This window comes from Vibrio sp. 10N.222.52.B12, from assembly GCF_002875385.1.
Lineage (GTDB): Bacteria > Pseudomonadota > Gammaproteobacteria > Enterobacterales > Vibrionaceae > Vibrio > Vibrio jasicida.
In genome coordinates this window covers 13169-33933 of record NZ_MDAW01000098.1, presented here as the reverse complement: position 1 = coordinate 33933, position 20765 = coordinate 13169, and the positions used below count along the sequence as shown (strand labels likewise).

At 45.8% G+C, this 20765-nt stretch carries 18 protein-coding genes; 9 read left to right on the top strand and 9 right to left on the bottom strand.

Annotated elements, in window-relative coordinates; all coding sequences use genetic code 11:
• Positions 1-573: 573 nt before the first annotated feature.
• From pdhA to BCT11_RS05725, 3 genes are read left to right on the top strand one after another with little or no spacing between them, the layout of a single operon-like run.
• Positions 574-1668: a pyruvate dehydrogenase (acetyl-transferring) E1 component subunit alpha gene (gene pdhA, locus BCT11_RS05735; RefSeq protein ID WP_102387545.1), complete on the top strand. Its 1095-nt coding sequence runs from the start codon at positions 574-576 to the stop codon at positions 1666-1668.
• A complete protein-coding gene (locus BCT11_RS05730; RefSeq protein WP_009696326.1) occupies positions 1661-2644 on the top strand; it encodes an alpha-ketoacid dehydrogenase subunit beta in 984 nt (327 codons plus the stop codon). Before pdhA ends, BCT11_RS05730 begins: the two co-directional genes overlap by 8 nt.
• Positions 2641-3783, top strand: a complete 1143-nt coding sequence (locus BCT11_RS05725) for a dihydrolipoamide acetyltransferase family protein (RefSeq protein ID WP_198593920.1) — start codon at positions 2641-2643, stop codon at positions 3781-3783. The genes BCT11_RS05730 and BCT11_RS05725 overlap by 4 nt, the downstream gene beginning before the upstream one ends.
• Before the next feature lie 459 nt (positions 3784-4242).
• Here BCT11_RS05725 and BCT11_RS05720 read toward each other — a convergent pair whose 3' ends face one another.
• Both BCT11_RS05720 and BCT11_RS05715 read right to left on the bottom strand, forming a co-directional pair.
• A complete protein-coding gene (locus BCT11_RS05720; protein WP_102387543.1) occupies positions 4243-5208 on the bottom strand; it encodes an FAD-binding protein in 966 nt (321 codons plus the stop codon).
• An 11-nt stretch (positions 5209-5219) separates the two neighbouring features.
• A complete protein-coding gene (locus BCT11_RS05715) occupies positions 5220-5969 on the bottom strand; it encodes an electron transfer flavoprotein subunit beta/FixA family protein (RefSeq protein ID WP_102387542.1) in 750 nt (249 codons plus the stop codon).
• A gap of 278 nt (positions 5970-6247) precedes the next feature.
• Here BCT11_RS05715 and BCT11_RS05710 point away from each other — a divergent pair, with 278 nt between their 5' ends.
• Positions 6248-7909, top strand: a complete 1662-nt coding sequence (locus BCT11_RS05710) for an electron transfer flavoprotein-ubiquinone oxidoreductase (RefSeq protein ID WP_102387541.1) — start codon at positions 6248-6250, stop codon at positions 7907-7909.
• Between the two features lie 59 nt (positions 7910-7968).
• Here BCT11_RS05710 and BCT11_RS05705 read toward each other — a convergent pair whose 3' ends face one another.
• Positions 7969-8853, bottom strand: a complete 885-nt coding sequence (locus tag BCT11_RS05705; protein WP_102387540.1) for a LysR family transcriptional regulator — start codon at positions 8851-8853, stop codon at positions 7969-7971.
• A 116-nt stretch (positions 8854-8969) separates the two neighbouring features.
• On the opposite strand from BCT11_RS05705, the gene BCT11_RS05700 reads away from it, so the two are divergent.
• Positions 8970-9641: a type 1 glutamine amidotransferase domain-containing protein gene (locus BCT11_RS05700; protein ID WP_102387539.1), complete on the top strand. Its 672-nt coding sequence runs from the start codon at positions 8970-8972 to the stop codon at positions 9639-9641.
• Positions 9642-10037: 396 nt separating this feature from the next.
• Entirely contained in the window at positions 10038-11801 is a 1764-nt protein-coding gene (locus tag BCT11_RS05695) for a DUF3859 domain-containing protein (RefSeq protein WP_102387537.1), read from the top strand.
• A gap of 45 nt (positions 11802-11846) precedes the next feature.
• On the opposite strand, the gene BCT11_RS05690 is transcribed toward BCT11_RS05695, so the two are convergent.
• The gene (locus BCT11_RS05690; protein ID WP_102387535.1) at positions 11847-12494 is read right to left on the bottom strand and encodes a glutathione S-transferase family protein; all 648 of its coding nucleotides are present in this window, start codon (positions 12492-12494) and stop codon (positions 11847-11849) included.
• A gap of 118 nt (positions 12495-12612) precedes the next feature.
• On the opposite strand from BCT11_RS05690, the gene BCT11_RS05685 reads away from it, so the two are divergent.
• Entirely contained in the window at positions 12613-13443 is an 831-nt protein-coding gene (locus BCT11_RS05685) for a LysR family transcriptional regulator (RefSeq protein ID WP_102387534.1), read from the top strand.
• Between the two features lie 84 nt (positions 13444-13527).
• On the opposite strand, the gene artM is transcribed toward BCT11_RS05685, so the two are convergent.
• The 4 genes from artM to artP all read right to left on the bottom strand — a co-directional run bounded on the left by artM (position 13528) and on the right by artP (position 16432).
• Complete coding sequence (gene artM, locus BCT11_RS05680; protein WP_005388569.1) at positions 13528-14196, bottom strand: arginine ABC transporter permease ArtM; 669 nt, start codon at positions 14194-14196, stop codon at positions 13528-13530.
• Positions 14193-14882 carry an arginine ABC transporter permease ArtQ gene (artQ, locus tag BCT11_RS05675; RefSeq protein WP_038866518.1) on the bottom strand — a complete coding sequence of 230 codons (690 nt, stop codon included), beginning with the start codon at positions 14880-14882 and terminating at the stop codon, positions 14193-14195. The genes artM and artQ overlap by 4 nt, the downstream gene beginning before the upstream one ends.
• A 1-nt stretch (position 14883) precedes the next feature.
• Positions 14884-15615, bottom strand: a complete 732-nt coding sequence (locus BCT11_RS05670) for an arginine ABC transporter substrate-binding protein (protein WP_039974207.1) — start codon at positions 15613-15615, stop codon at positions 14884-14886.
• A gap of 88 nt (positions 15616-15703) precedes the next feature.
• Positions 15704-16432 (bottom strand): arginine ABC transporter ATP-binding protein ArtP, encoded by a 729-nt coding sequence (gene artP, locus BCT11_RS05665; RefSeq protein ID WP_102387694.1) that lies wholly within the window; start codon positions 16430-16432, stop codon positions 15704-15706.
• A 529-nt stretch (positions 16433-16961) separates the two neighbouring features.
• On the opposite strand from artP, the gene BCT11_RS05660 reads away from it, so the two are divergent.
• Together BCT11_RS05660 and BCT11_RS05655 are read left to right on the top strand one after the other, a co-directional pair.
• Complete coding sequence (locus BCT11_RS05660; RefSeq protein ID WP_102387692.1) at positions 16962-19190, top strand: hypothetical protein; 2229 nt, start codon at positions 16962-16964, stop codon at positions 19188-19190.
• A 169-nt stretch (positions 19191-19359) separates the two neighbouring features.
• Positions 19360-20154: a glycine betaine ABC transporter substrate-binding protein gene (locus BCT11_RS05655; protein ID WP_102387529.1), complete on the top strand. Its 795-nt coding sequence runs from the start codon at positions 19360-19362 to the stop codon at positions 20152-20154.
• 85 nt (positions 20155-20239) lie between these two features.
• On the opposite strand, the gene BCT11_RS05650 is transcribed toward BCT11_RS05655, so the two are convergent.
• Entirely contained in the window at positions 20240-20632 is a 393-nt protein-coding gene (locus tag BCT11_RS05650) for a nuclear transport factor 2 family protein (RefSeq protein WP_102387523.1), read from the bottom strand.
• Positions 20633-20765 lie beyond the last annotated feature (133 nt).

Here is a 20765-nt window from a genome sequence, read left to right as displayed (position 1 = left end):
ACTTTAATTATGGGTCACACTACATGCATTCCCCAACCTTGGGAAGTGACAAGTGACTCTATCTAGTCAAAGCGTGACGACGAGAATAACGTGTTACTGAATTATCACCTCAAAGTGCTTAAAAACCATTCAAGTTGTGAAATTTCACAGCGTAATTTTGTCGCAAATTTCTGGTCAAAGTCAGTGATTCCATTCAATTCTGAAAACGTACAATTCTTAAAACCAGTGTTTTATCCTATAAAAATACACTGTAAGCGAAATTTTACTGTGGAGCATTGCGTAAATTAAAGCATAATTTAACATTTTGTTTACACTTACAGTATCTGGTTATATCAAGATTCATCACTGGATTAGGCGGTGTAAACAGCAGTATCAAGCGACGCCTTGTGTTTTTCCAGAACACAGTTTTGTTAGAGAGACGAACGACAGATGCGTCAATAACTATCAAAAACAACTGCAATCCTAGGTATGACCTTTTGCGCTGATATCAAAGCCTGAGTACCCATACAGGCTGAGATCGAAATAATGAGCAGCTGCAGTCCAAAAGACCCGCAGCGTCAAAAGGAGCTTGAGATGAACGTTCAGGCATTACCCATGCATCGGTTTATCGACCATGATGGGAACCTCGTCAGCCAACTACCCAACTGGGCTGATCTTGAAACTTTGGTCGGATTTTACCAAGACATGGTATTAACCCGGACCTACGATAACAAAGCCGTTGCCCTGCAACGCACTGGGAAATTGGGCACCTACCCATCACACCTTGGCTCGGAAGCTGTTGGTATTGCTGTGGGCAGAGCGCTTAACACCACCGATGTTTTCGTGCCTTATTATCGTGATATGCCCGCCATGTGGTGCCGTGGCATAGGAATGGAAAAGAACCTGCAATATTGGGGAGGCGATGAACGCGGCAGCGACTTCGCGCCTGAAGGCAGTCCTTTTCCTAGTAAAGATCTCCCCTTCTGTGTCCCAATCGCAACCCAGTGTACCCATGCCGTTGGTGTTGCGGCAGCACTGAAAATCCAAGGCAATCACGATGCGGCTTTGGTGATGTGCGGCGATGGCGGCACTTCCAAAGGCGATTTCCTTGAATCCATTAACTGTGCGGGCGCATGGAACATCCCATTAGTCTTTGTGGTGAACAACAACCAATGGGCGATTTCCGTGCCGCGTAGTTTGCAATGTGCCGCGGAATTTCTCTCAGAGAAAGCCAAAGGCGCTGGTATCCCCGGAATTACGGTGGATGGCAACGATGTCGTTGCAGTGTTTGATGCAACAATGACTGCCCTCGAACGAGCGAGAAAAGGCAAAGGCGCAACGTTGATTGAAGCGGTAAGTTACCGCTTGAGCGACCACACCACCGCCGACGACGCGACTCGCTATCGTAACGAGGACGAGGTTCAAACGGCTTGGCAATATGAACCCGTTCGTCGACTTAAAGCTTTTCTCACCAATCAAGGCGTTTGGAGTAACGAGAAAGAGCAAGAGTGGCAAGCCCACTGTAAAGAACAAGTAGAACTCGCCGTTGAACGTTATCTCAACATGCCGAATCAAGCGCCTGAAACGGGCTTCGATTTCCTTTATGAATCCCTACCCCAAGAGCTTCATGCGCAAAGGGATGATCTAATCAACAAAGCAATGCGAATGCAGGGAGGGAAACATGGCTGAACTCACGTTAGTGGAAGCAGTGAACCTCGCACTGCACCATGAAATGGAACACGATCCGAATGTCATCGTCCTTGGCGAAGATGTGGGTGATAACGGCGGTGTATTCCGCGCCACTGTTGGACTCAAACAAAAATACGGTCTCAAGCGCGTTATCGACACACCTCTAGCTGAAGCGCTTATTGGCGGTGTCACTGTCGGTATGGCAACGCAAGGCTTACGACCTGTAGCCGAGTTTCAATTCCAAGGCTTTGTCTTCCCTGCATTGGAGCATTTGATGTGTCATGCAGCGCGAATGCGTAACCGTACTCGTGGTCGACTTACCTGCCCTGCGGTATTCCGCGCGCCCTTTGGTGGCGGTATTCACGCACCAGAGCATCACTCCGAAAGCGTCGAAGCATTGTTTGCTCACACCGCAGGTTTTAAGGTTGTGATTCCTTCATCACCGCAACGCGCTTATGGTTTGCTCCTAGCAGCCATTCGTAGCAACGATCCGGTGATGTTCTTTGAGCCAAAACGTATCTATCGCACAGTGAAATCTGAAGTGGTGGATAACGGCGAAGCGCTACCTCTCGACACTTGCTTTACCCTTCGCAAAGGTCGCGACATTACGTTAGTGACTTGGGGGGCATGCGTGGTCGAATCACTGCAAGCGGCTCAAACGCTGTCCAATCAAGGTATCGAAGTTGAGGTGATTGATTTAGCCAGCATCAAACCCATTGATACCGCGACAATCTTCCGTTCACTTGAGAAAACCGGACGCCTCTTGGTGGTACATGAAGCCAGCAAAACCTGTGGTGTCGGCTCAGAGCTGTTAGCCAGAACCGCAGAACATGCGATGTGCCTACTCAAAGCGCCACCAAAACGCGTCACAGGTATGGATACCATCATGCCGTACTACCGCAACGAAGATTATTACATGATTCAGGAAGAAGACATTGTGCTCGCCGCGCGCGAACTCGTGGAGGATTGGAAATGAAGACGTTTAACTTACCCGATCTCGGCGAAGGTCTCGCTGAGTCAGAAATTGTGAAATGGCATATTAGTGTTGGCGATATGGTCAAGCTCGATCAAGTGGTGCTTACTGTTGAAACCGCAAAAGCAACCGTGGACGTCCCTGCTCCTTATGGCGGTCGCATCGTGAGTCGCCATGGTGAAGAAGGCGACGTAATCAACATCGGTGCTCTACTTCTGGAAATCGATGAAACGGGCGCAGAGCAAACCGTCTCAGAGCAGAAACAAACTGCCGATGCAGCAACCGTGGTCGGTAATGTATCCCAACATGCGCACAGCGTGAATGTGGACGATTTCTGGATTGGTGGCGAACACAATCCATCGCCAGATAACCTCATCACTGCCCTACCTTCTGCTCGCTTATTAGCGAAGAAACTGGGTGTTGATTTGGAGTTAGTTAAAGGCAGCGGCCCGGATGGTTTGATCGTCGATGCCGACATCTACGATGAAGCAGGCAAACAGCGTCCAGGTACAGAAGTACTCAAAGGCGCACGCCGAACCATGGTATCAACCATGGCGGAATCCCACCATAATGTCGCAGCGGTCACCATTACCGAAGAAGCGGTGTTGGAGGGCTGGAAACAAGGTGAAGACATCAGTATTCGTCTGGTCCAAGCCATTGTGCATGCGTGTCAGGAAGAGCCGGCCATGAATGCGTGGTTCGATGCCGAAACCATGACGCGTTGTGTCCACAGCACGGTGAATATTGGTATTGCCGTAGACAGCCGACACGGTTTGTACGTGCCAGTTCTAAGACACGCTGATGAATACGAGCCTCAAGAGGTACGCCGTTGGTTAGATCAAACCGTGCAAGGCATACGTGAGCGTAAGATTGGTCGTGAGCAGTTGCAGCACGCCACCATTACGCTTTCAAACTTTGGTGCAATTGCAGGCATTTACGCAACGCCTGTGGTCACGCCACCACAAGTCGCTATTGTCGGTGCAGGTCGAATCATTGAGAAAGTCGTGATTCGAGAAGGACAAGCTGTAGCAGTGAAAGCAATGCCACTGTCGATTACGTTTGACCACCGAGCATGTACCGGCGGTGAAGCAGCAAGATTCACAAAAGTACTGGCAGAACACTTGAGAAAACCGAGTGTTTAAGCAGCTTTTGCCATGAATAACAAAAGGGCTTCCGATTGGAAGCCCTTTGTTTTGAGAGTGAATTTAAAAAGCTTCTGAATCACGCTCGTTTCTCGCAGTTCAGAATGACGACTTAAAGTAGTAAGCAAGAAAGAGATTTCCTGCCCGTTCATTCTCCATTCTCCATTCTAAGGAATTATGCTGTTTAGTTTGCACTCAACAAGAATCGCCTCAAGAATCTGATTTTCATAAGGAAACTCTAGCGCGTCATTCCTGCAAGCCTAGGCGCGACTAGGAATCTAATGACAACGAAAGCTGAAGCACCTTTATAGCAATAAACTAACCGCGCACTTTGACAATAGATTCTGAATCACGCTCGTTTCTCGCTGTTCAGAATGACGACTTAAAGCAGTGAGCAAGAAGGGATTCCCTGCCCGCTCATTCTTCGCTCTAGGGAATGACGCCCGACAAATACCGAACTTAAACCTTCTCCAATAATTCCGGCATAATCTCAAACAAATCACCAACCAAACCATAATCTGCGACTTGGAAGATTGGCGCTTCAGGATCACTGTTGATCGCCACAATCACCTTGGAATCCTTCATCCCAGCCAAATGCTGAATCGCCCCGGAAATACCCACGGCAATGTACAGTTGAGGCGCGACAATTTTACCCGTTTGTCCAACTTGCAAATCGTTAGAGACAAAACCTGCGTCTACCGCAGCGCGTGATGCGCCAATTGCGCCACCAAGCTTATCGGCAAGTTGTTCCACCAGCGCGAAATTCTCTTTGCTGCCTAACCCTCGACCACCAGAGACAACAACGTTTGCTGCGGGTAGTTCTGGTCTTTCGCTTTCTGCTTTTTGCTGTGAAACAAACTCACTGTGCTCTGCCTTAATGACCGTTTCTAACGTCACGACATTCTCGACTACTGGTGAATCAGACACCGCAATTGCGTCAAACGCTGAGCTCCGAATCGTCATCACTTTGGTAGCATCGTCCGAACGAACTCTAGCTAACGCATTACCGGCATAGATGGGGCGAACAACCGTATCGAGCGATTCAATTGCAATCACATCTGACAACTGCCCAACATCCAGTAAGGCAGCGACTCGGGGCATCAAGTTCTTACCGAAGGTACTCGCAGGAGCAAGGATATGCGAATAATCCCGACCAACTTCGGCAATCAAGGTCGACAAGTTTTCTGCCAATGCATGCTGATATTCAGCTGCATCAATCGCAATGATCTGTGAGATGCCCTCCGCACACTTCAACTCATTTAAAACCGAGCTGAACTGATGTCCGACTAACAAGGCGGTGACAGGCAAAGAGGCACCGTCTTGTTGAATTTGAGAAGCCGCGCTCAACGCACGTAATGTATCGACTGAAAGTGATTGGTTATCGTGTTCTACAACGACCAAGGTTGCTAACGGTTTGTTTTCCATGGTTATGCCTCCTAAATCACTTTCGCTTCATTTTTGAGCTTGTCGACTAACTCGCTCACACTGCCAACCATCTCACCGGCTTTACGGGCAGGCGGTGTCATGACTTCCAGCACTTGCTGAGAGCGTTCGACACTCACACCAAAGAAGTCTGGCGTCATTACCGATAACGGCTTCTTCTTTGCTTTCATGATATTCGGTAGCGAGGCATAACGCGGTTCATTTAATCGCAAATCCGTACTGATGATCGCAGGCAGATCCAGTTTCAGAGTTTCTAAGCCACCATCGATTTCTCGCGTAACCAGAACCGTTTTCCCTTCTACTTTCACTTCCGATGCAAATGTCCCCTGCGGACGATTCGTCAGTGCCGCCATCATTTGCGCGACTTGGTTGTTATCCGTATCGATTGACTGTTTACCCAGAAGCACCAATTGAGCCTGTTCTTGCTCCATCACGGCTTTGAGTAACTTCGCGACCGCAAGCGGTTCTGGTGACTGTTCAACATCAATATGAATCGCACGATCCGCACCTAATGCGAGCGCCGAGCGCAATTGTTCCTGACAACTGGTGTCACCAATCGACACCACCAACACCTCCTCTGCTACCCTAGCTTCTTTAAGGCGAACTGCCTCTTCCACCGCGATTTCACAGAATGGGTTCATCGTCATTTTCACGTTGTTAGTTTCCACGCCGGAACCATCAGATTTCACTCTTACTTTAACGTAAGGGTCAATTACACGTTTAATCGCAACCAGTACTTTCACATTCCCTCCTAGCAGATCGCAAAGCGATACGCGTCCTAGCAATTGGGTCATGCGTAACAAAGATTTGTGTTAAAGCTCAGTCTTTTCATCACCTTGCTAACAAAAAACGCATTGTGACATTGTCACCTAAAATCTTTATCACGCCCTATGACGTTACCATTTGAGCTTAGTTTAGTTTACGTTTACGTCAACTGGACTATAGTTCTTTATACGAGCACTGCTTAATAGAAGAAGCACCTGAAACACAAAGAAAGGTTTCGCATAAAGGAAGTAAGAAGATGGAAAGAGAATGCATGGAATTTGATGTGGTGATTGTCGGCGCTGGACCTTCAGGTTTGAGTGCTGCATGCCGACTAGCGCAACTCAACCAAGAACGTGAAGGTGAACCGCTATCTATTTGTGTGGTAGAGAAAGGCTCAGAAGTTGGTGCACATATCTTATCTGGCGCGGTTTTCGAAACGCGCGCATTAGGTGAACTCTTTCCTGATTGGCAAAACATGGGCGCACCGCTTTCCGCCGCGGTAAAAAACGATGCCTTCTTGTACCTAACCACAGAACTTAATCACGTTCGTGTTCCCCACTTTCTTACTCCAAACCCAATGCACAATGACGAAAACAACTACGTCATCAGCTTAGCGAACTTGTGTCGTTGGTTAGCAGAACAAGCTGAATCGCTTGGCGTTGAGGTCTATCCCGGTTTCGCTGCATCCACGATTAACTACGATGCATTTGGCGCTGTTACAGGAGTAAACACCAGCGACATGGGCTTGGACAAGCAAGGAGAAGCCAAACCCAACTTTGAAGCCGGTATTGAGCTAAAAGCCAAATACACCGTATTCGCCGAGGGGTGCCGAGGTCATTTAGGTAAAGAGCTCATCCAACGATTTGGTTTAGACGATGATAAACAACCGCAACATTATGCGCTTGGACTTAAAGAGATTTGGGAGTTACCTGCCGATGCTAGAGATCAATCAGGCAGCGTGATTCATTCTGCAGGGTATCCTCTGAGTGAATCCAATACCACAGGCGGCGGTTTTCTCTATCACATGGAGAGCAACCAAATCGCCGTCGGGCTTATAGTCGACTTAAATTACAGCAATCCTTACTTAAGTCCGTTTGACGAATTTCAACGCTTTAAGCACCACCCTGCAATCGAACAACATTTGAAAGGCGCTCAACGTATCGCTTATGGCGCAAGAGCCATTGCAAAAGGTGGATTGTCTTCTCTGCCGAAACAGCAATTTCCCGGCGGTCTGTTGATCGGCTGTGATGCAGGTACCTTGAACGTCGCTAAGATCAAAGGCAGCCATACTGCGATGAAATCCGGTTTGTTAGCTGCAGAAGCCATTGCCGAAGCATTCATACAATCCAATTCGGAACCGGATTACCAAACCAAGTTTGAAGATTCATGGTTGTATGAAGAACTTAGTGACACACGTAACTTTGGTGCAAACATCCACAAGTTCGGCAGTGTGCTTGGCGGCGCACTTTCCACCTTCGAACACAATTTGTGGCAGCCTCTGGTCAAGAAACCAATACCGTGGACGATCACTGATCCTTCGCACGATCACGAACAGCTGAAACCAAATGATGAGTGCCAACCTATTCAATACGCGAAACCAGACGGCATAATCAGCTTCGATAAACCTTCATCGGTATTTTTGTCTGGTACACAACACGAAGAGAATCAGCCTTGCCACTTGCAACTCACCTATCCTCATATTCCGATTCAAATCCATTTGAAGAAGTTTGATGAGCCAAGCCAGCGCTACTGCCCTGCTGGCGTATATGAAGTGGTAGAAGTCGAAGGCGAGCAAACATTCCAAATTAATGCCGCAAATTGTGTGCATTGCAAAACCTGTGACATCAAAGATCCATCGCAAAATATCATATGGAAAGCACCAGAAGGTGGCGGCGGACCAAGCTATCAAAACATGTAGAAACGTTAGTATGTTTACGATCTAACAAATGGATAAATAAACCGATTGGCAGAACCTTCTTACTCCTGCCAATCGGCAAAATGATCAAGTAAAAAATCGATAGCCAATCGCGCTCGTAGTGGCAAAAAGTGGCGATTCTGATAAACGATCCAACTGCTATTACCACTTCCCCAATAAGACTCTAAGATTGGCACCAATCGCCCGGAAGAAATGGCGTCGTTAAAGCTACTCTTTGGTAGATACGCCACGCCTAATCCGTCTTCACAGGCTTGCAAAACCGTTTTAGCGTTGTTGCTTTTCCATCGTCCTTGGACTTTCACGCCATCTAGCGCCTTACCATCTTTTTCAAATAACCAAACGTCCTTGTTCGTGATGATGCAACTGTGGTGCTTGAGTTGTATTGGATGAGTAGGAAAACCATGCTCGTCGATATAATTCTGACTCACCGCCGCTGCCATGGGGCGATCGACTAGCTTTCTCGCGACTAAACCAGAATCACTTAGGCGTCCGTAACGAATGGCAAAATCAAAACCATCTTCAATAAAATTGACCATACTTGTATTGAAGTTGACTTCTACCGTGAGGTTCGGATGTTGTTTCGCAAACGCCATCAACGCTGGTGCAACGTGATTTTCAGAAAACGCACCAGCAGCACTCACTCGTAACGTACCACTCAATTGAGTTTGCTGTGTAGTGAGTTGCTCATTGGCTTGCTGAAGCCCAATCACCAACTCTTTACATTGTTGGTAATACGCTTGCCCTGCTTCCGTTAAGCTTACCATTCGTGTCGAACGTGCTAGCAAGGCAACCCCTAAACGTTCCTCTAACTTTGTTACTTGTCGACTTACATGGCTGGTACTGCAACCCAATTGTTTCGCAGCAGAAGAAAACCCTAAGCTCTCCGCAACCGTAACAAATTCGTTGATACCTTCAAAACTGTCCATAGTCACCTTTGCCATATGGCAATAATGTTTTGCTAATTACCTCTATTATCACCCATCTGATTAGCAATTAGTATGAAGGTGCTCAACAAAATACAGCAACCCAAAAGGACCCCATCATGAAGAAAGTACTCATTGTTGTAACGAATCACGCGACACTCGGCGAAACCGATCAAGCAAACGGCACCTACGCACCAGAGCTCACCCATGCACTTGCAGAATTACTTGGTGCGGGCTTCGATTACGACATTGCTTCTATCAAAGGAGGCCAAGCCCCACTGTATGGAACAGACATTGAAGATGATGCGGTAAACACAAAAATCTTGGCTGATGATGATTTCCAAAACCGTGTCAACAACACGATTCCAGTTTCACAAATCAACGCTGACAACTACGATGCAATCTTCTACCCAGGAGGTTTTGGTCTACTTTCTGACTTAGCGACCAATGAAGATTTCGCACAAATCTCTGCAAAGCATTATGAAGATGGCGGCATCGTTGCAGCCGTTTGTCATGGTCCAGGCGCCCTACTGCCTATCACGCTTAGCAATGGAGAGAAACTGCTTGCATCTAAATCGGTGACAGGTTTTACCCGTGAAGAAGAAATCGACTTTGGTACCATCAATGACATCCCTTTCCTTTTGGAAGAATCCCTAGCACGTGGCGCGGCACGCTACTCAAAAGTACAACCGTGGCAAGAGTTTGTGATTGTCGACGAACGTGTGATCACTGGTCAAAACCCAACTAGCGCACACGGTGTAGGGAAAGCAATTGTGGAACTATTGGGGTAATCAAACGATTGTTAAGCAGCGGATATAGAGCGTGGTAGATGCCATATAGCAACTTCCACGACTTTAATGTTCGCTACTCAGTACTGCCATAAACCTGTGAAGTATAGTATTAGACCTGCGAAGTATAATGGTAGCTGTGCTTCACATGTTTATCCCGATATCAATTCGCCCCTTCCACGCCATAACCACCGACGTCACCTTGATCACCATTCGAAAACTTTAGATGAAAAAGCTAATAGTTCCGGTAGTTTACCTACAGTTTTATTTTGAGAAATTGCGTAAACTGCTAAAGATCTATTCAATGTTGCTCTATTCATTGTCGAAACCGTATTCACTAACGGCAAGGCAATTGAGCACCTAAAACTAAAAAGAAAATACTTCGAAAAGGATTCATGTATGAAGGCGTCAGTGGTAAACCGAATCCGGTTATCCGGTAAAATGGTGATGGCAACAAGTGGTTTGGCGTTATCCGGTTTTGCTTATTGTTCCACTCCAGAAACTATTGGAGACATTCAGTTCGTCGACCCAAACTTTGCTGATTGCTTTTCTGGCTACGAAGCGTCTTCACCAAATATTTTGACCGAACTCGACTGCTCCAACAATAACATTAGCTCTGTGGAAGAAATTAAATTTTTCCCTGCACTAGGAGACTTGATTCTCCTAAATAACAATATTAAAAGCGTCGATACTACACATAATCCAAAGCTCAAACGCCTGATCTTGGCGAACAACCAATTGACAGATATCGACCTCTCTCATAACCCAGAGCTTGAAACTCTGACGGTTTCAGAAAACAACCTGACACAGCTCAACATCAATAAGAACTCGAAGCTGAAAAGTCTCTACGCCTACAAAATGCCTATTGCAGAAATAGACGTTCGCCACCTATCACGGTTGCGTGACCTTGGATTCAGTGCTCATAAACTGACAGAGCTTAACGTTAGCCAAAACTCCGAACTCAAGACGCTCTTTCTTGGAAGTGGCAGCCTAACTACGATCGACTTAAGCCATAACCCAAAGCTTTCACACGTATCTCTTCAATCAAACCAATTGCAAGAGATTGATTTGTCGAAAAACGCGAATCTTAAGCACCTTAACGTGCGCAATAATAAGCTCACCAGTTTGGACTTAAGCCAGCAGACACAGCTGCAAGAAGTTAAAGCAGACTATAACCAGTTAGCCGAATTCCAATTGGGTAAAAACCCTGACTTAACGTCACTAGAGCTAAACAATAATAAATTGACCAAACTGGACCTGACTCAACAACTGGCCTTGAAGAAGTTCACAGCATTCAACAACCCACTTTATGATATTACATTGCCTAAAGGTCATGAGTTTGATCTGTTTTCAGTCGAGGGTTCACCTTATGCCGCAGCTCTTACAACGACCTCTCAAGCAAGCGAAGAGAAAAACATCTCAAACCTACTATCTCCTCGTGTCAGCATTATTGAAGGTGGTGTAATAACGCAAGATGGAAAAGAGTACACCGTGACTCCAACACAAATGGTGATGCCAAAACTCGGCCAGTACATTGGCTTTCGATACTCGGTTACGTTGCCCAAGAATGCACTGGGTGAAGTAGAGCCTAGCCTTGCAAAAACCAACAAATTTCCAATTACCGTCCGGATGACTCATCCAAAGATTGTCGATCCTAAAACGGGCAAAGGGTTCACCGAATCCACTTGGCCTGACACCATGTTTAAGCATGATCGTAACCTCGCGATGTGGTATTTCGGCGATAAAAGCGAGCTGGTGTCCGGCCGTTGGAAACTCGAGATACTTTACCGCGATAGCGTGATAGCAAAAAAAGCCTTCCAGCTAGTCAATATGGATGATCCTAAAGAACTCTCTTCAATCAAGGAAGCTCTGGTCATGCAAAACTTATTCAGCAAAGGTTCTAGTTATGTTTGTAAAGAAACCGCCTTTCAGCGCTGTTTTGGGTTCGATAGTACTAGTAAATGTGAACAAGCACTTGAGCCTTATACCAAGAGCTGCCAGTCAGTAATGGCACGAGAAATCAAAAAACAAAAGGGCAAGTTTGACAGTAAAGACGCTCTGAAAAATGCTTTTCTCTTTTATACAGGGTGTTTAATGGGGACCTACGCAGAAGAAAATCATTTCGAGCGAACAGAAGTACTTCAATGTATGAAAAGTAAATAAGGTATTTTTGAATAGAGCCTCCCATCAAGTGAGGCTCTAGTGCCGTTAAACTTCTACCCCTGCTTCATCTTCTTCTACGATATCCGTTTCTTGGCTCGCTTCTTCCAGCCATTGCTGTAAAGCTTCACTTGCTAGCACCTTCTGTTGGTAGGCTTTGGCACCTTCCGATAGCTCTATACCATAAGTTTGGAAACGCAATGCCACTGGTGCATACATGGCATCGGCGATTGACCATTCTCCAAATAGCCAACCATTCGGATGCAGCTTGGCTTGCTCTGCCCAAATGGCGTCAATGCGTGCAATATCTTTACGTGCACCATCCGTTAGATCGACTTTTCTGCGCGCGCGAATGTTCATTGGGAGTTCGTTTCTTAAGTCAAAGAAACCCGAATGCATTTCTGAGGCAATGGCGCGTGCTTTAGCTCGTTCTGCAGACTTACTTGGCCATGCTCTACCTTGCAAGTATTGCTCGTTAACGTATTCCAAAATCGCTAATGAATCCCACACGGTTGCACCACCATCCACCAAGGTAGGTACTTTCGCGGTTGGTGTAATACCTTCCAAGGTTTTGTAAAAATCTTCCGTGAATAATTTGAGCTTGGTGACTTTCACATCCAGTTTGAATTGAGAAAAGATCAGCCATGCGCGCAGTGACCAGCTTGAGTAGTTTTGGTTAGCAATAAACAGTTTCATGACGCCTCCATGCGGTTCGTGTTTTGAGTGCCCATTCACAATATCTGATTGTATTTAAGGGGACTAACGGATAGTTTTGATGAAACACTTCAACAAAAACGATGGATGAGTTTTAGATATGGATATCGATGCGTTACGCAGCTTTCTGGCTTTTGTCGAAACGGGCAGTTTCACTCGTGCAGCCAAGCAGATCAATCGCACCCAATCCGCGTTCAGTGCACAAATGCGTAAGCTAGAAGACGAACTCAGCGTCAGCTTGTTTAAAAAAGAGGGTCGCAACCTAGTATTGAGTGAAGCGGGATTGGCACTACGCTCTCATGCAGAGCAACTAGTCAGCTTACACAATCAAGCGCTGAAACAGGTGAAACGCTATGAAAATAAGCGCCCTCTTCGCTTAGGTTGCCCGGAAGACTATAACGACAATATCCTGCCTAAAGTCATCCGCGTATTGCAGCAATCTAAACCCACGTGTTCGATTCAAGTCTTCAGTGAGCCAAGCATCACCTTGAGAGAAAAACTCGATGAAGGAAAGCTAGACGCGGCGATTGTGACACGAGCACCAGACAGTGAAGAAGGTTACTGGCTAGTAAGCGACAAAGGCGTGTGGATTGCTCACCCTGACTTTGACATTGATAACGCCCAACCTCTCCCTCTAGCTTTATTCCAAACCGACTGTAAATACCATGCGGCAGCGGTAGACGGATTAACCAAACGTGGTATTCCTTATCAATTACTGGCGTGTTGCAATACGGCCTCTGCACAACGAGCGATTGTACGTTCAGGCATGGCTATCGGTGCGATGGGCAGTATTAGCGTTAGCGAGGATCTTAAGATCTTAGACGATATGCCATCGCTGCCTTCCGTGGATATAGTGCTGGTCACAGGTGTCGAGCCTCATCCAATACTGGATAAAGAATGCTTAACGCAATTGGTTGAATTAATAGCTTGAGCTTTAATACGATACAAATAAAAAATGCCCCTGCTTGAGAGTCAGTAAGCAGAGGCATCGTGAAATTGAATGTGACGTTAGGAATTACGCAGCTTCGAACGCCAATGCTTTCTTCTCTACCTGACGGAAAATGAGAGTCAGCACACCATTCACCGTTAGGTAGAACGCGCCTGCAATACCAAATACCGTCAACGTATCGTAAGTTTGCGCGTTAATGCGCTGCGCATAGCCCATCAGATCCATGATCGTAATCGTGCTTGCTAGGGACGTACCTTTGAAGACCAAAATCACTTCGTTCGAGTAAGCCGGAACAGCACGACGAATGGCGTATGGCAACAGCACTTTCAGCGTTGCCGTTTTGTTCATACCCAGAGCACGACACGCTTGCCATTGGCCAGAAGGAATCGCGTTAAACGCTCCTTTGAACAACTGAGTGCTGTACGCGGCAGTATTCAGCGCTAGCGCTAACATCGCACAGAACCAAGGTTGGCTTAACCATGTCCAGAATACACTTTCTCTTACTGCATCAAACTGACCCGGACCGTAGTACACCAAGAAGATCTGCACCAACAAAGGTGTACCTGTGAACAAGGTGATGATGCCACGGCTTACCCAATGCAAACCCGGAGTACGTAGGATCAGAGTCAGCGTCATCATCAGAGCTAAGAGACAGCCCACAACCAAGGAAGCGGCGGTCAATTGGAGGCTAGTGCCTAAGCCATCCAGCATTTGCCAAACGTGTTGTTCGTTCATGCGGTCGCCTCCTGTCCCATGCTCATGCCTTGAATTGAGAACTTCTTATCAATCACTTTCACTGCACGTTGCGTAACAAGCGTAATCACTAAGTAAATTGCAGCGGCCGTTGCATACCATGTAAAGGCTTCGTGCGTGGCGGCTGATGTTAACTGCGCTTGCTTCAACAAGTCCGTTACACCAATCAATGATACAAGTGCGGTATCTTTTAGCAGAACCAACCATTGGTTAGTTAAACCTGGCAGTGCATGCCTTACTGCTTGTGGCAAAACAATTCGAACAAAAGCGTGTGCTTGACTGATGCCGAGTGCACTTGCTGCCTCTCTTTGCCCTCTTCCAACCGCTTTCAATGCGCCACGTAGAGTTTGAGAAGCATAAGAAGCGAAGATCAATGACAACGCCACCACGCCAGACAAGAACGGGCTAACTTCAATAAAGTCGCCGGTGATTAAAAACAAAACCTGCGTCGAACCAAAATAGATAAATAACACGACAAGGATTTCTGGCAAGCCACGTACAATCGTCACAAACGCCGTCATTGGCCATTTAACGAAAACACGGCGAGACATTTCACCACTGGCGAATACCACTGCCAGAATCAAACCGACTAAAAGGCTTGTGAAGGCTAGCTGGACAGTCATCCAACTAGCTTGAACAAGCGATAAAGAATAACCCGTTAGTGCCATATTACTTACCGAAGTACTTGTTGTAGATTACGTCGTATTGGCCGTTCGCTTTCACTGTTTTCAGAGCCGTATTCAGCTTGTTCACTAGCTCGTCGTTACCTTTGTTTACTGCGATACCGAAACCGTTACCGAAGTATTTAGGGTTAGTAACGTGCTCACCCACGTACGCTAGGTTATCTTCTTTCTTGAACCATTCTGCTACGACTGCTGTGTCACCGAATACAGAATCAATACGGCCATTCTTCATATCGATGAATGCGTCTTGGTAGCTTGAGTAAGGAACCGCTGTTACGCCTGGCATTTGCTCAATCAGGTAGCTTTGGTGTGTTGAACCGTTTTGAACACCAACACGCTTACCTTCTAGTGCTTTTTGATCGGCCACTTTTTCTTTGATAGAAACAAACGCTGCTGAGTTGTCGTAGTAAGGGTCAGAAAAGTTCACTTGCTCCAAACGCGCTTCGGTAATGTCCATTGCAGAGATAGCTGCATCGTAACGTTTGAATTTTAATGCAGGGATCAGGCTGTCAAAAGATTGGTTGTGGAAGGTACATTTTGCTTCCATTTCTTTACATAGTGCGTTCGCCAGATCCACATCAAAACCTTGGATTTGGTTGTTTTCATCCATGTATTCGAACGGTGCGTAAGTTGCTTCCATTGCGAATTTTATCTCTTCTTGTGCTGCTGCATTTGCTGAGACAAGACCGATTAGTGAAGCTAGTAAAATCTTTTTCATTGCAATACTCCGTGTGTACTTAGTGGGCTGACACTCGCAATGACAGCCGAGCTTATCTGTTAAATAGACTGAACTTTAAAAACGTAATTTAGTGATTTAGGTAATCGGCAAACTGAGTGGTTTGCGGATTAACAAATGCGTCGTGCGTGCCGTGTTCTACGATGTGTCCTTGTTCTAGGTATAGAACATGGCTAGCGATTTTCTTGGCGAAATCCACCTCGTGGGTCACAACTACTTGTGTAATTCCGGTTTCGCTTAAATCATTAATGATTTTGACCACTTGGTTCGTGATTTCAGGGTCAAGCGCCGCGGTAGGCTCATCAAAGAGCAACACGTCTGGTTTCATCATCAGTGCGCGGGCAATCGCCACACGTTGCTGTTGACCACCAGAAAGTTGCATCGGCCATGCATGCGCTTTATCTGCCAAATGCAGCGTTGCGAGAATTTGCATTGCCTGCGTCTTCGCTTCTTCTTTATCCATGCCAGAAACTTTTACCGGAGCCTCAATCAGGTTCTCCATCACTGTCATGTGTGGCCATAGGTTGTACTGTTGGAACACCATGCCCACTTTACGACGAAGCGCTAAACCTTGCTTCTCTTTGATTTCAGTTGAAAAGTCGAATGCGTCATCAGCGATGTTTAACTGGCCGTTATCCGCCCCTTCAAGAAGGTTAAGAACACGTAGTAGAGAGCTCTTCCCTGCACCACTTGGACCGAGTAACACCAACGTTTCACCGCTTTCACAATTAAAACTGACATCGTGTAGAACTTGGGTATCGCCGTAAGACTTATTGATACTTTTAACTTGAATACTCATGCTGCCATACTGCATTAATTGTCATCTGAGAGTTATACTAGCAAGAAAGAGATTTTATGCAATAAAAATGTATAAAAATTTAGATTGTTAATTTTTTGTATAAGAAACAACCAACTCAGCAGAGTATATGACTGGTGCAATGAGTGGGGTTTTAACCGGATTTGTTGATCAAAAAGCCCATAATTTCGATAGCTTAGAATTCCATTGGAGACTTAAACTGAAGCTCTGCAGCGCTATTGATTGAGAGCATCATTCCGAAAGAAAGTGACTGGTTGCATAAGCACCTTTCCCTCTCATTCTGAGAAAGATCTCGCGTAGCAAATCCCCTATCCTTCAAGATTCAAAATTGAGAATGTCCATACTTACTTTAGAAGAAGCTGATCCACAAAGATTATTCGAACCATAAAGAATTTATAAAGCAGTTACATTCCGGCCATTTCTTGAATTGGTCATACCTATCGCTAATACTTTTCTCGTATTTTGACTCGCAATTTGAGTTATCGACGTTTTTGATAGGGACAAGTCAATGATGAAGCCATATCGTTCTGCGCTGCTTGCGCTTGGTTCTTTGAGCCTTCTTTCGCCTACTATTTGGGCCAGCACTGCGCTCGTATTACCTGGATTACATGAGCAAGGTATCGATTTGCGAGATACTCCTGTTTCCGCTGCCGCGGCACTTGAAAGGGAATTGGATAATGCCGATGTTGTATTTGGTGCTTATCAAAACAAAAGTGATAACGAACGCGTCAACGCCATTGGTTACATGTACAACCAAAAGCTAGAGCTCAATTCGAGTTGGCTGGAAAACACAATTCGTAATCAAGCAGGCTTAAATGGCATCGATTACGAAGATTACTTTCTGCATTTTTCTGAAGACACCATCATTGCAGAAGTCGATAAAACCCATGGTGAAAACACATTGCTCAATCGAAAACCAATGATTGTCGGTTATACAGCAAGTGCCGACCATGCCGGTTTTTCGCTCTACCAGCAACCGCCTTGGGATGCAGATGTGTTTGAACAAACCAATAATGGTGGCGCATTGTATGTCTACCATTCCGAGCAGTTCGACCGCTTAGTATTTAAATTCTCTCAGTTCGCTCAAGGCGGCACTTTCAAGATTGAGTACCCCTCTGCCGCCAATGCATTTGGTCAAGTATCGCAATGGAAAAGCGTCAATATTAAGAAAGACAAAACCGAAAACATGACCAAAAACCAAACCGTCATTTGGTCGGTTCCTTCAGATTGGATTCGAGCTACCACCCATGATGGTAGCGGATTGAGCTATGGCGGTGGTCAGTATTTTGGCTCGACGTTTTTGCGCGATGGAGGGCGTTTATACGCGATTAAAATTACTTGGCAAGGTGACAACGTCGATCATCGCCCTCGCTTAAAAGAAGTGAAGTTAAAAAACACCTTCAAGATCGTTAACCTGTCCGATGCACCAACAACAACGTACAACGGTCAATCTATTGAAGGGTGGCGGAAAATCCGTGGTTTTGACAAATCAGCAGACTTAAATCAAGACAACTATCTCTCTTGGAGTGAGTATAAAAATCGCACGAACAAGCAAGCCACAGCCCGCTTCCGATGGGAATCTCGCGTGATCCCATTTGGTCGTATGTGGAACCAAAGCTCATCATGGGCACTGACCAATCTTGCCAATCCACAATTTGCTCAAGCAATGCATAATTATTATCAAACAGAGTGGGCACAACAAGGTTTGAATGGTGCTTACAATGACGATACGAACAAACTCATCGGTCCCAATCAGTTTTATGTTTACTCTGGTGGTACTGTCGAGGAACTAGGCTTTGTGGCCGGTAGTGAAGATGCCGATGAGCTCTATAAAGCACAGTTCTCGGCATTTTTAAACAAACTCGCGACACTGCACGTAGATTCGTTGATTGGCCTAAACATTGGGACAGCAAATCTGTACGGAAGAAATGGTCAGTCACACTTAATCAACGCCGGTTCATTGTATCTACGTGAGCACTATCTATTTCCTTCTACGGGCTTTAGCGGCTATGCCGGTTTAGCCAAATTTTGGGATAATTCAGCTCTAGCCAAAGCCGATCAAAAGGTGATTCTTCAAGCGACAACTCGTCATGGTCGCGTTCAATACTTTGGTAACACGGAAGAGAATTGGAAACAGGACCAATATTCTGCACTGGCCGCGTTCTATTTAAACCATCATCCTGACCGTAGCTACTTTAACCAATGGAACAGCAGTTATCAGTACGGAAGTAATAACACCACAGCCGATAACTTTTGGAAGGCTGGTGTACCAAAGAATATTGCTTATCAACCTAGTGCATTGCTTGCTATCGATTTAGGAGCCCCAGCGAATCAAGTCCCAGAGAATATGATGGCGACCCCGTTAATGATGTCCACCAGCACGCCTACTCCTTCGGATTACACCGTCATTGGTGATTCAACTATGAATGAAGTCGTTCATGCCGATCTTCCTGATGGGTTAGCTTACGTATTGCCTACCTATACATTCTTTGCTTATCAGTCAGAAACCAATGTAGTCCCTCAAGGCCCAACAGAAATGGTGTTAGCTCGTGAGTTCAGCAAAGGCCGTGTGTTATATCGCACTGACTTTTTCGGTAAAAGTGCAGACTATTTCTTAGCACCGAAAATCACCATCCATTTAGATAAGCCAATGAGACCAATAGATAGAAATGGCAACATTGGCGAGTATGTATCGCAAATAGAGATTGGAGGTTATGAAGGGCTGTTTTTGCTGTATTGACAATAGTTTTTTAATCCTTCTTCCTGTCCTACCAACAGCCATTATCAAATCATTTTTGACAGTGACTCAAAGACAGCGCTGTTTATCCCTCTTCACCACAAGCCTACTATTTCCGTCACAAAGCAGTGCATGACTCCCCTTCGCACTGCTCTATAATAAGGATTTCAGTATGACTGGTACTCACGCGTCAAAAACGATAAAACTTGGTGTCACTAACCTTTCTTTCCACCGCGTTACCGCTTCTCTTGTTAGCCATGTACTCAATGATATGGGCTTTGAGGTTGAGCGCGTTTATTCACCTCATGAAGAGAACTTTTCAAAACTCAAATCCGGTGAAATCGATATGCTTTCTTCGGCTTGGTTACCATCAAGTCACGGCATTTACAAAGCATCGGTAGAGGAAGTACAACCCTTGCTAGAACTGGGCTTACACTACGAACCTTACGCGCTTTGGGGTGTGCCAGATTACGTGCCTGAAGAACTGGTATCAGAAGTAAGCGACCTGACGAAACCAGAAGTCGTAGCGAAGATGAAATCGGATATACAAGGCATCAACCCTGGAGCGGGCATTACACGCTTTTCGATTAAGATGATGGACGAATACTCGCTGACTGAAGCAGGTTACCGTTTCCACACAGGGACGGAAGAAGATTGCTTTACTGCATTTGAGAAGGCGGTAGAGAACAAACAATGGGTTGTCGTGCCACTTTGGAAGCCTCAATTTCTTCACTATAAGTACGCAATTCGAGAAATCGCAGAACCAAAAGGTTTGCTGGGTATTGTCGATAAAGCCGTTTTGCTATTGCGCCAAGACAAATCAGATAAATTTACTCAAGATGAGTTGAGCAGACTGGACGCACTACGTTTCTCAAACGACATCATTGCGGAATTGGATTACAAAATCAGTCGTGAAGGACGAGAGTTAGACGCGGTGACACGTGAGTGGTTAGACAACCAGATCTAACAAGCTTTACGTGGTTTATAGTGCTTTGCCTTGCTTACATTGTCACATTACTACATTGCTAAATTGCATGGCAAAGCACGTTAACTTAGTACATGGTGTTCCCGTTTGCTGACTCTTTCGGGATTTCTTGCAAGGCATCCCAGTGTTCGACAATCTTGCCGTTTAAATCAAAGCGGAAGAAATCCATCGTTACGTATTCCACGTCATCAGGCCACGTTTGGTGCGTATGCAGCGCTACTAAATTGCCCTCTGCGACTGCGCGAACAAATGTAATATCTTTTTCTGGGCACTCTTCCTGCATTCTCTCGAAGTAAGCGATAAAAGGATCAGGACCATTATCCACTAACGGGTTGTGTTGAATATACTCGTCCCCTACGTAAAGCTCGACCGCTTTTCTTGGGTTTCCTCGATATGCCATCTCATAGAAAGCAATGGCATTACGTTTGTTCTCTTCAATATCGATTTGCAAGGTGTTCATGGGTTTCTCCTATTCAACTCGCGATCGTCTACAAAGCGTAGTCGAGAATCAAAGCGCGGAGCATTTCCCTCGTAACGAATAAACAAAAATGCCGCACTGTGTCGTGCAGCATTTAAGAGTTTTATGAGAACAA

What these genes read in the sequence shown, in the direction of transcription:
- BCT11_RS05705 (WP_102387540.1), bottom strand. Translation starts at nt 8,853, where the DNA reads ATGGACAGTTTTGAAGGTATCAACGAATTTGTTACGGTTGCGGAGAGC.
- artQ (WP_038866518.1), bottom strand. Translation starts at nt 14,882, where the DNA reads ATGGCACTAACGGGTTATTCTTTATCGCTTGTTCAAGCTAGTTGGATG.
- BCT11_RS05685 (WP_102387534.1), top strand. Translation starts at nt 12,613, where the DNA reads ATGGATATCGATGCGTTACGCAGCTTTCTGGCTTTTGTCGAAACGGGC.
- BCT11_RS05710 (WP_102387541.1), top strand. Translation starts at nt 6,248, where the DNA reads ATGGAAAGAGAATGCATGGAATTTGATGTGGTGATTGTCGGCGCTGGA.
- BCT11_RS05700 (WP_102387539.1), top strand. Translation starts at nt 8,970, where the DNA reads ATGAAGAAAGTACTCATTGTTGTAACGAATCACGCGACACTCGGCGAA.
- BCT11_RS05670 (WP_039974207.1), bottom strand. Translation starts at nt 15,615, where the DNA reads ATGAAAAAGATTTTACTAGCTTCACTAATCGGTCTTGTCTCAGCAAAT.
- BCT11_RS05720 (WP_102387543.1), bottom strand. Translation starts at nt 5,208, where the DNA reads ATGGAAAACAAACCGTTAGCAACCTTGGTCGTTGTAGAACACGATAAC.
- BCT11_RS05690 (WP_102387535.1), bottom strand. Translation starts at nt 12,494, where the DNA reads ATGAAACTGTTTATTGCTAACCAAAACTACTCAAGCTGGTCACTGCGC.
- pdhA (WP_102387545.1), top strand. Translation starts at nt 574, where the DNA reads ATGAACGTTCAGGCATTACCCATGCATCGGTTTATCGACCATGATGGG.
- BCT11_RS05655 (WP_102387529.1), top strand. Translation starts at nt 19,360, where the DNA reads ATGACTGGTACTCACGCGTCAAAAACGATAAAACTTGGTGTCACTAAC.
- BCT11_RS05725 (WP_198593920.1), top strand. Translation starts at nt 2,641, where the DNA reads ATGAAGACGTTTAACTTACCCGATCTCGGCGAAGGTCTCGCTGAGTCA.
- BCT11_RS05660 (WP_102387692.1), top strand. Translation starts at nt 16,962, where the DNA reads ATGAAGCCATATCGTTCTGCGCTGCTTGCGCTTGGTTCTTTGAGCCTT.
- BCT11_RS05730 (WP_009696326.1), top strand. Translation starts at nt 1,661, where the DNA reads ATGGCTGAACTCACGTTAGTGGAAGCAGTGAACCTCGCACTGCACCAT.
- BCT11_RS05650 (WP_102387523.1), bottom strand. Translation starts at nt 20,632, where the DNA reads ATGAACACCTTGCAAATCGATATTGAAGAGAACAAACGTAATGCCATT.
- BCT11_RS05695 (WP_102387537.1), top strand. Translation starts at nt 10,038, where the DNA reads ATGAAGGCGTCAGTGGTAAACCGAATCCGGTTATCCGGTAAAATGGTG.
- artM (WP_005388569.1), bottom strand. Translation starts at nt 14,196, where the DNA reads ATGAACGAACAACACGTTTGGCAAATGCTGGATGGCTTAGGCACTAGC.
- artP (WP_102387694.1), bottom strand. Translation starts at nt 16,432, where the DNA reads ATGAGTATTCAAGTTAAAAGTATCAATAAGTCTTACGGCGATACCCAA.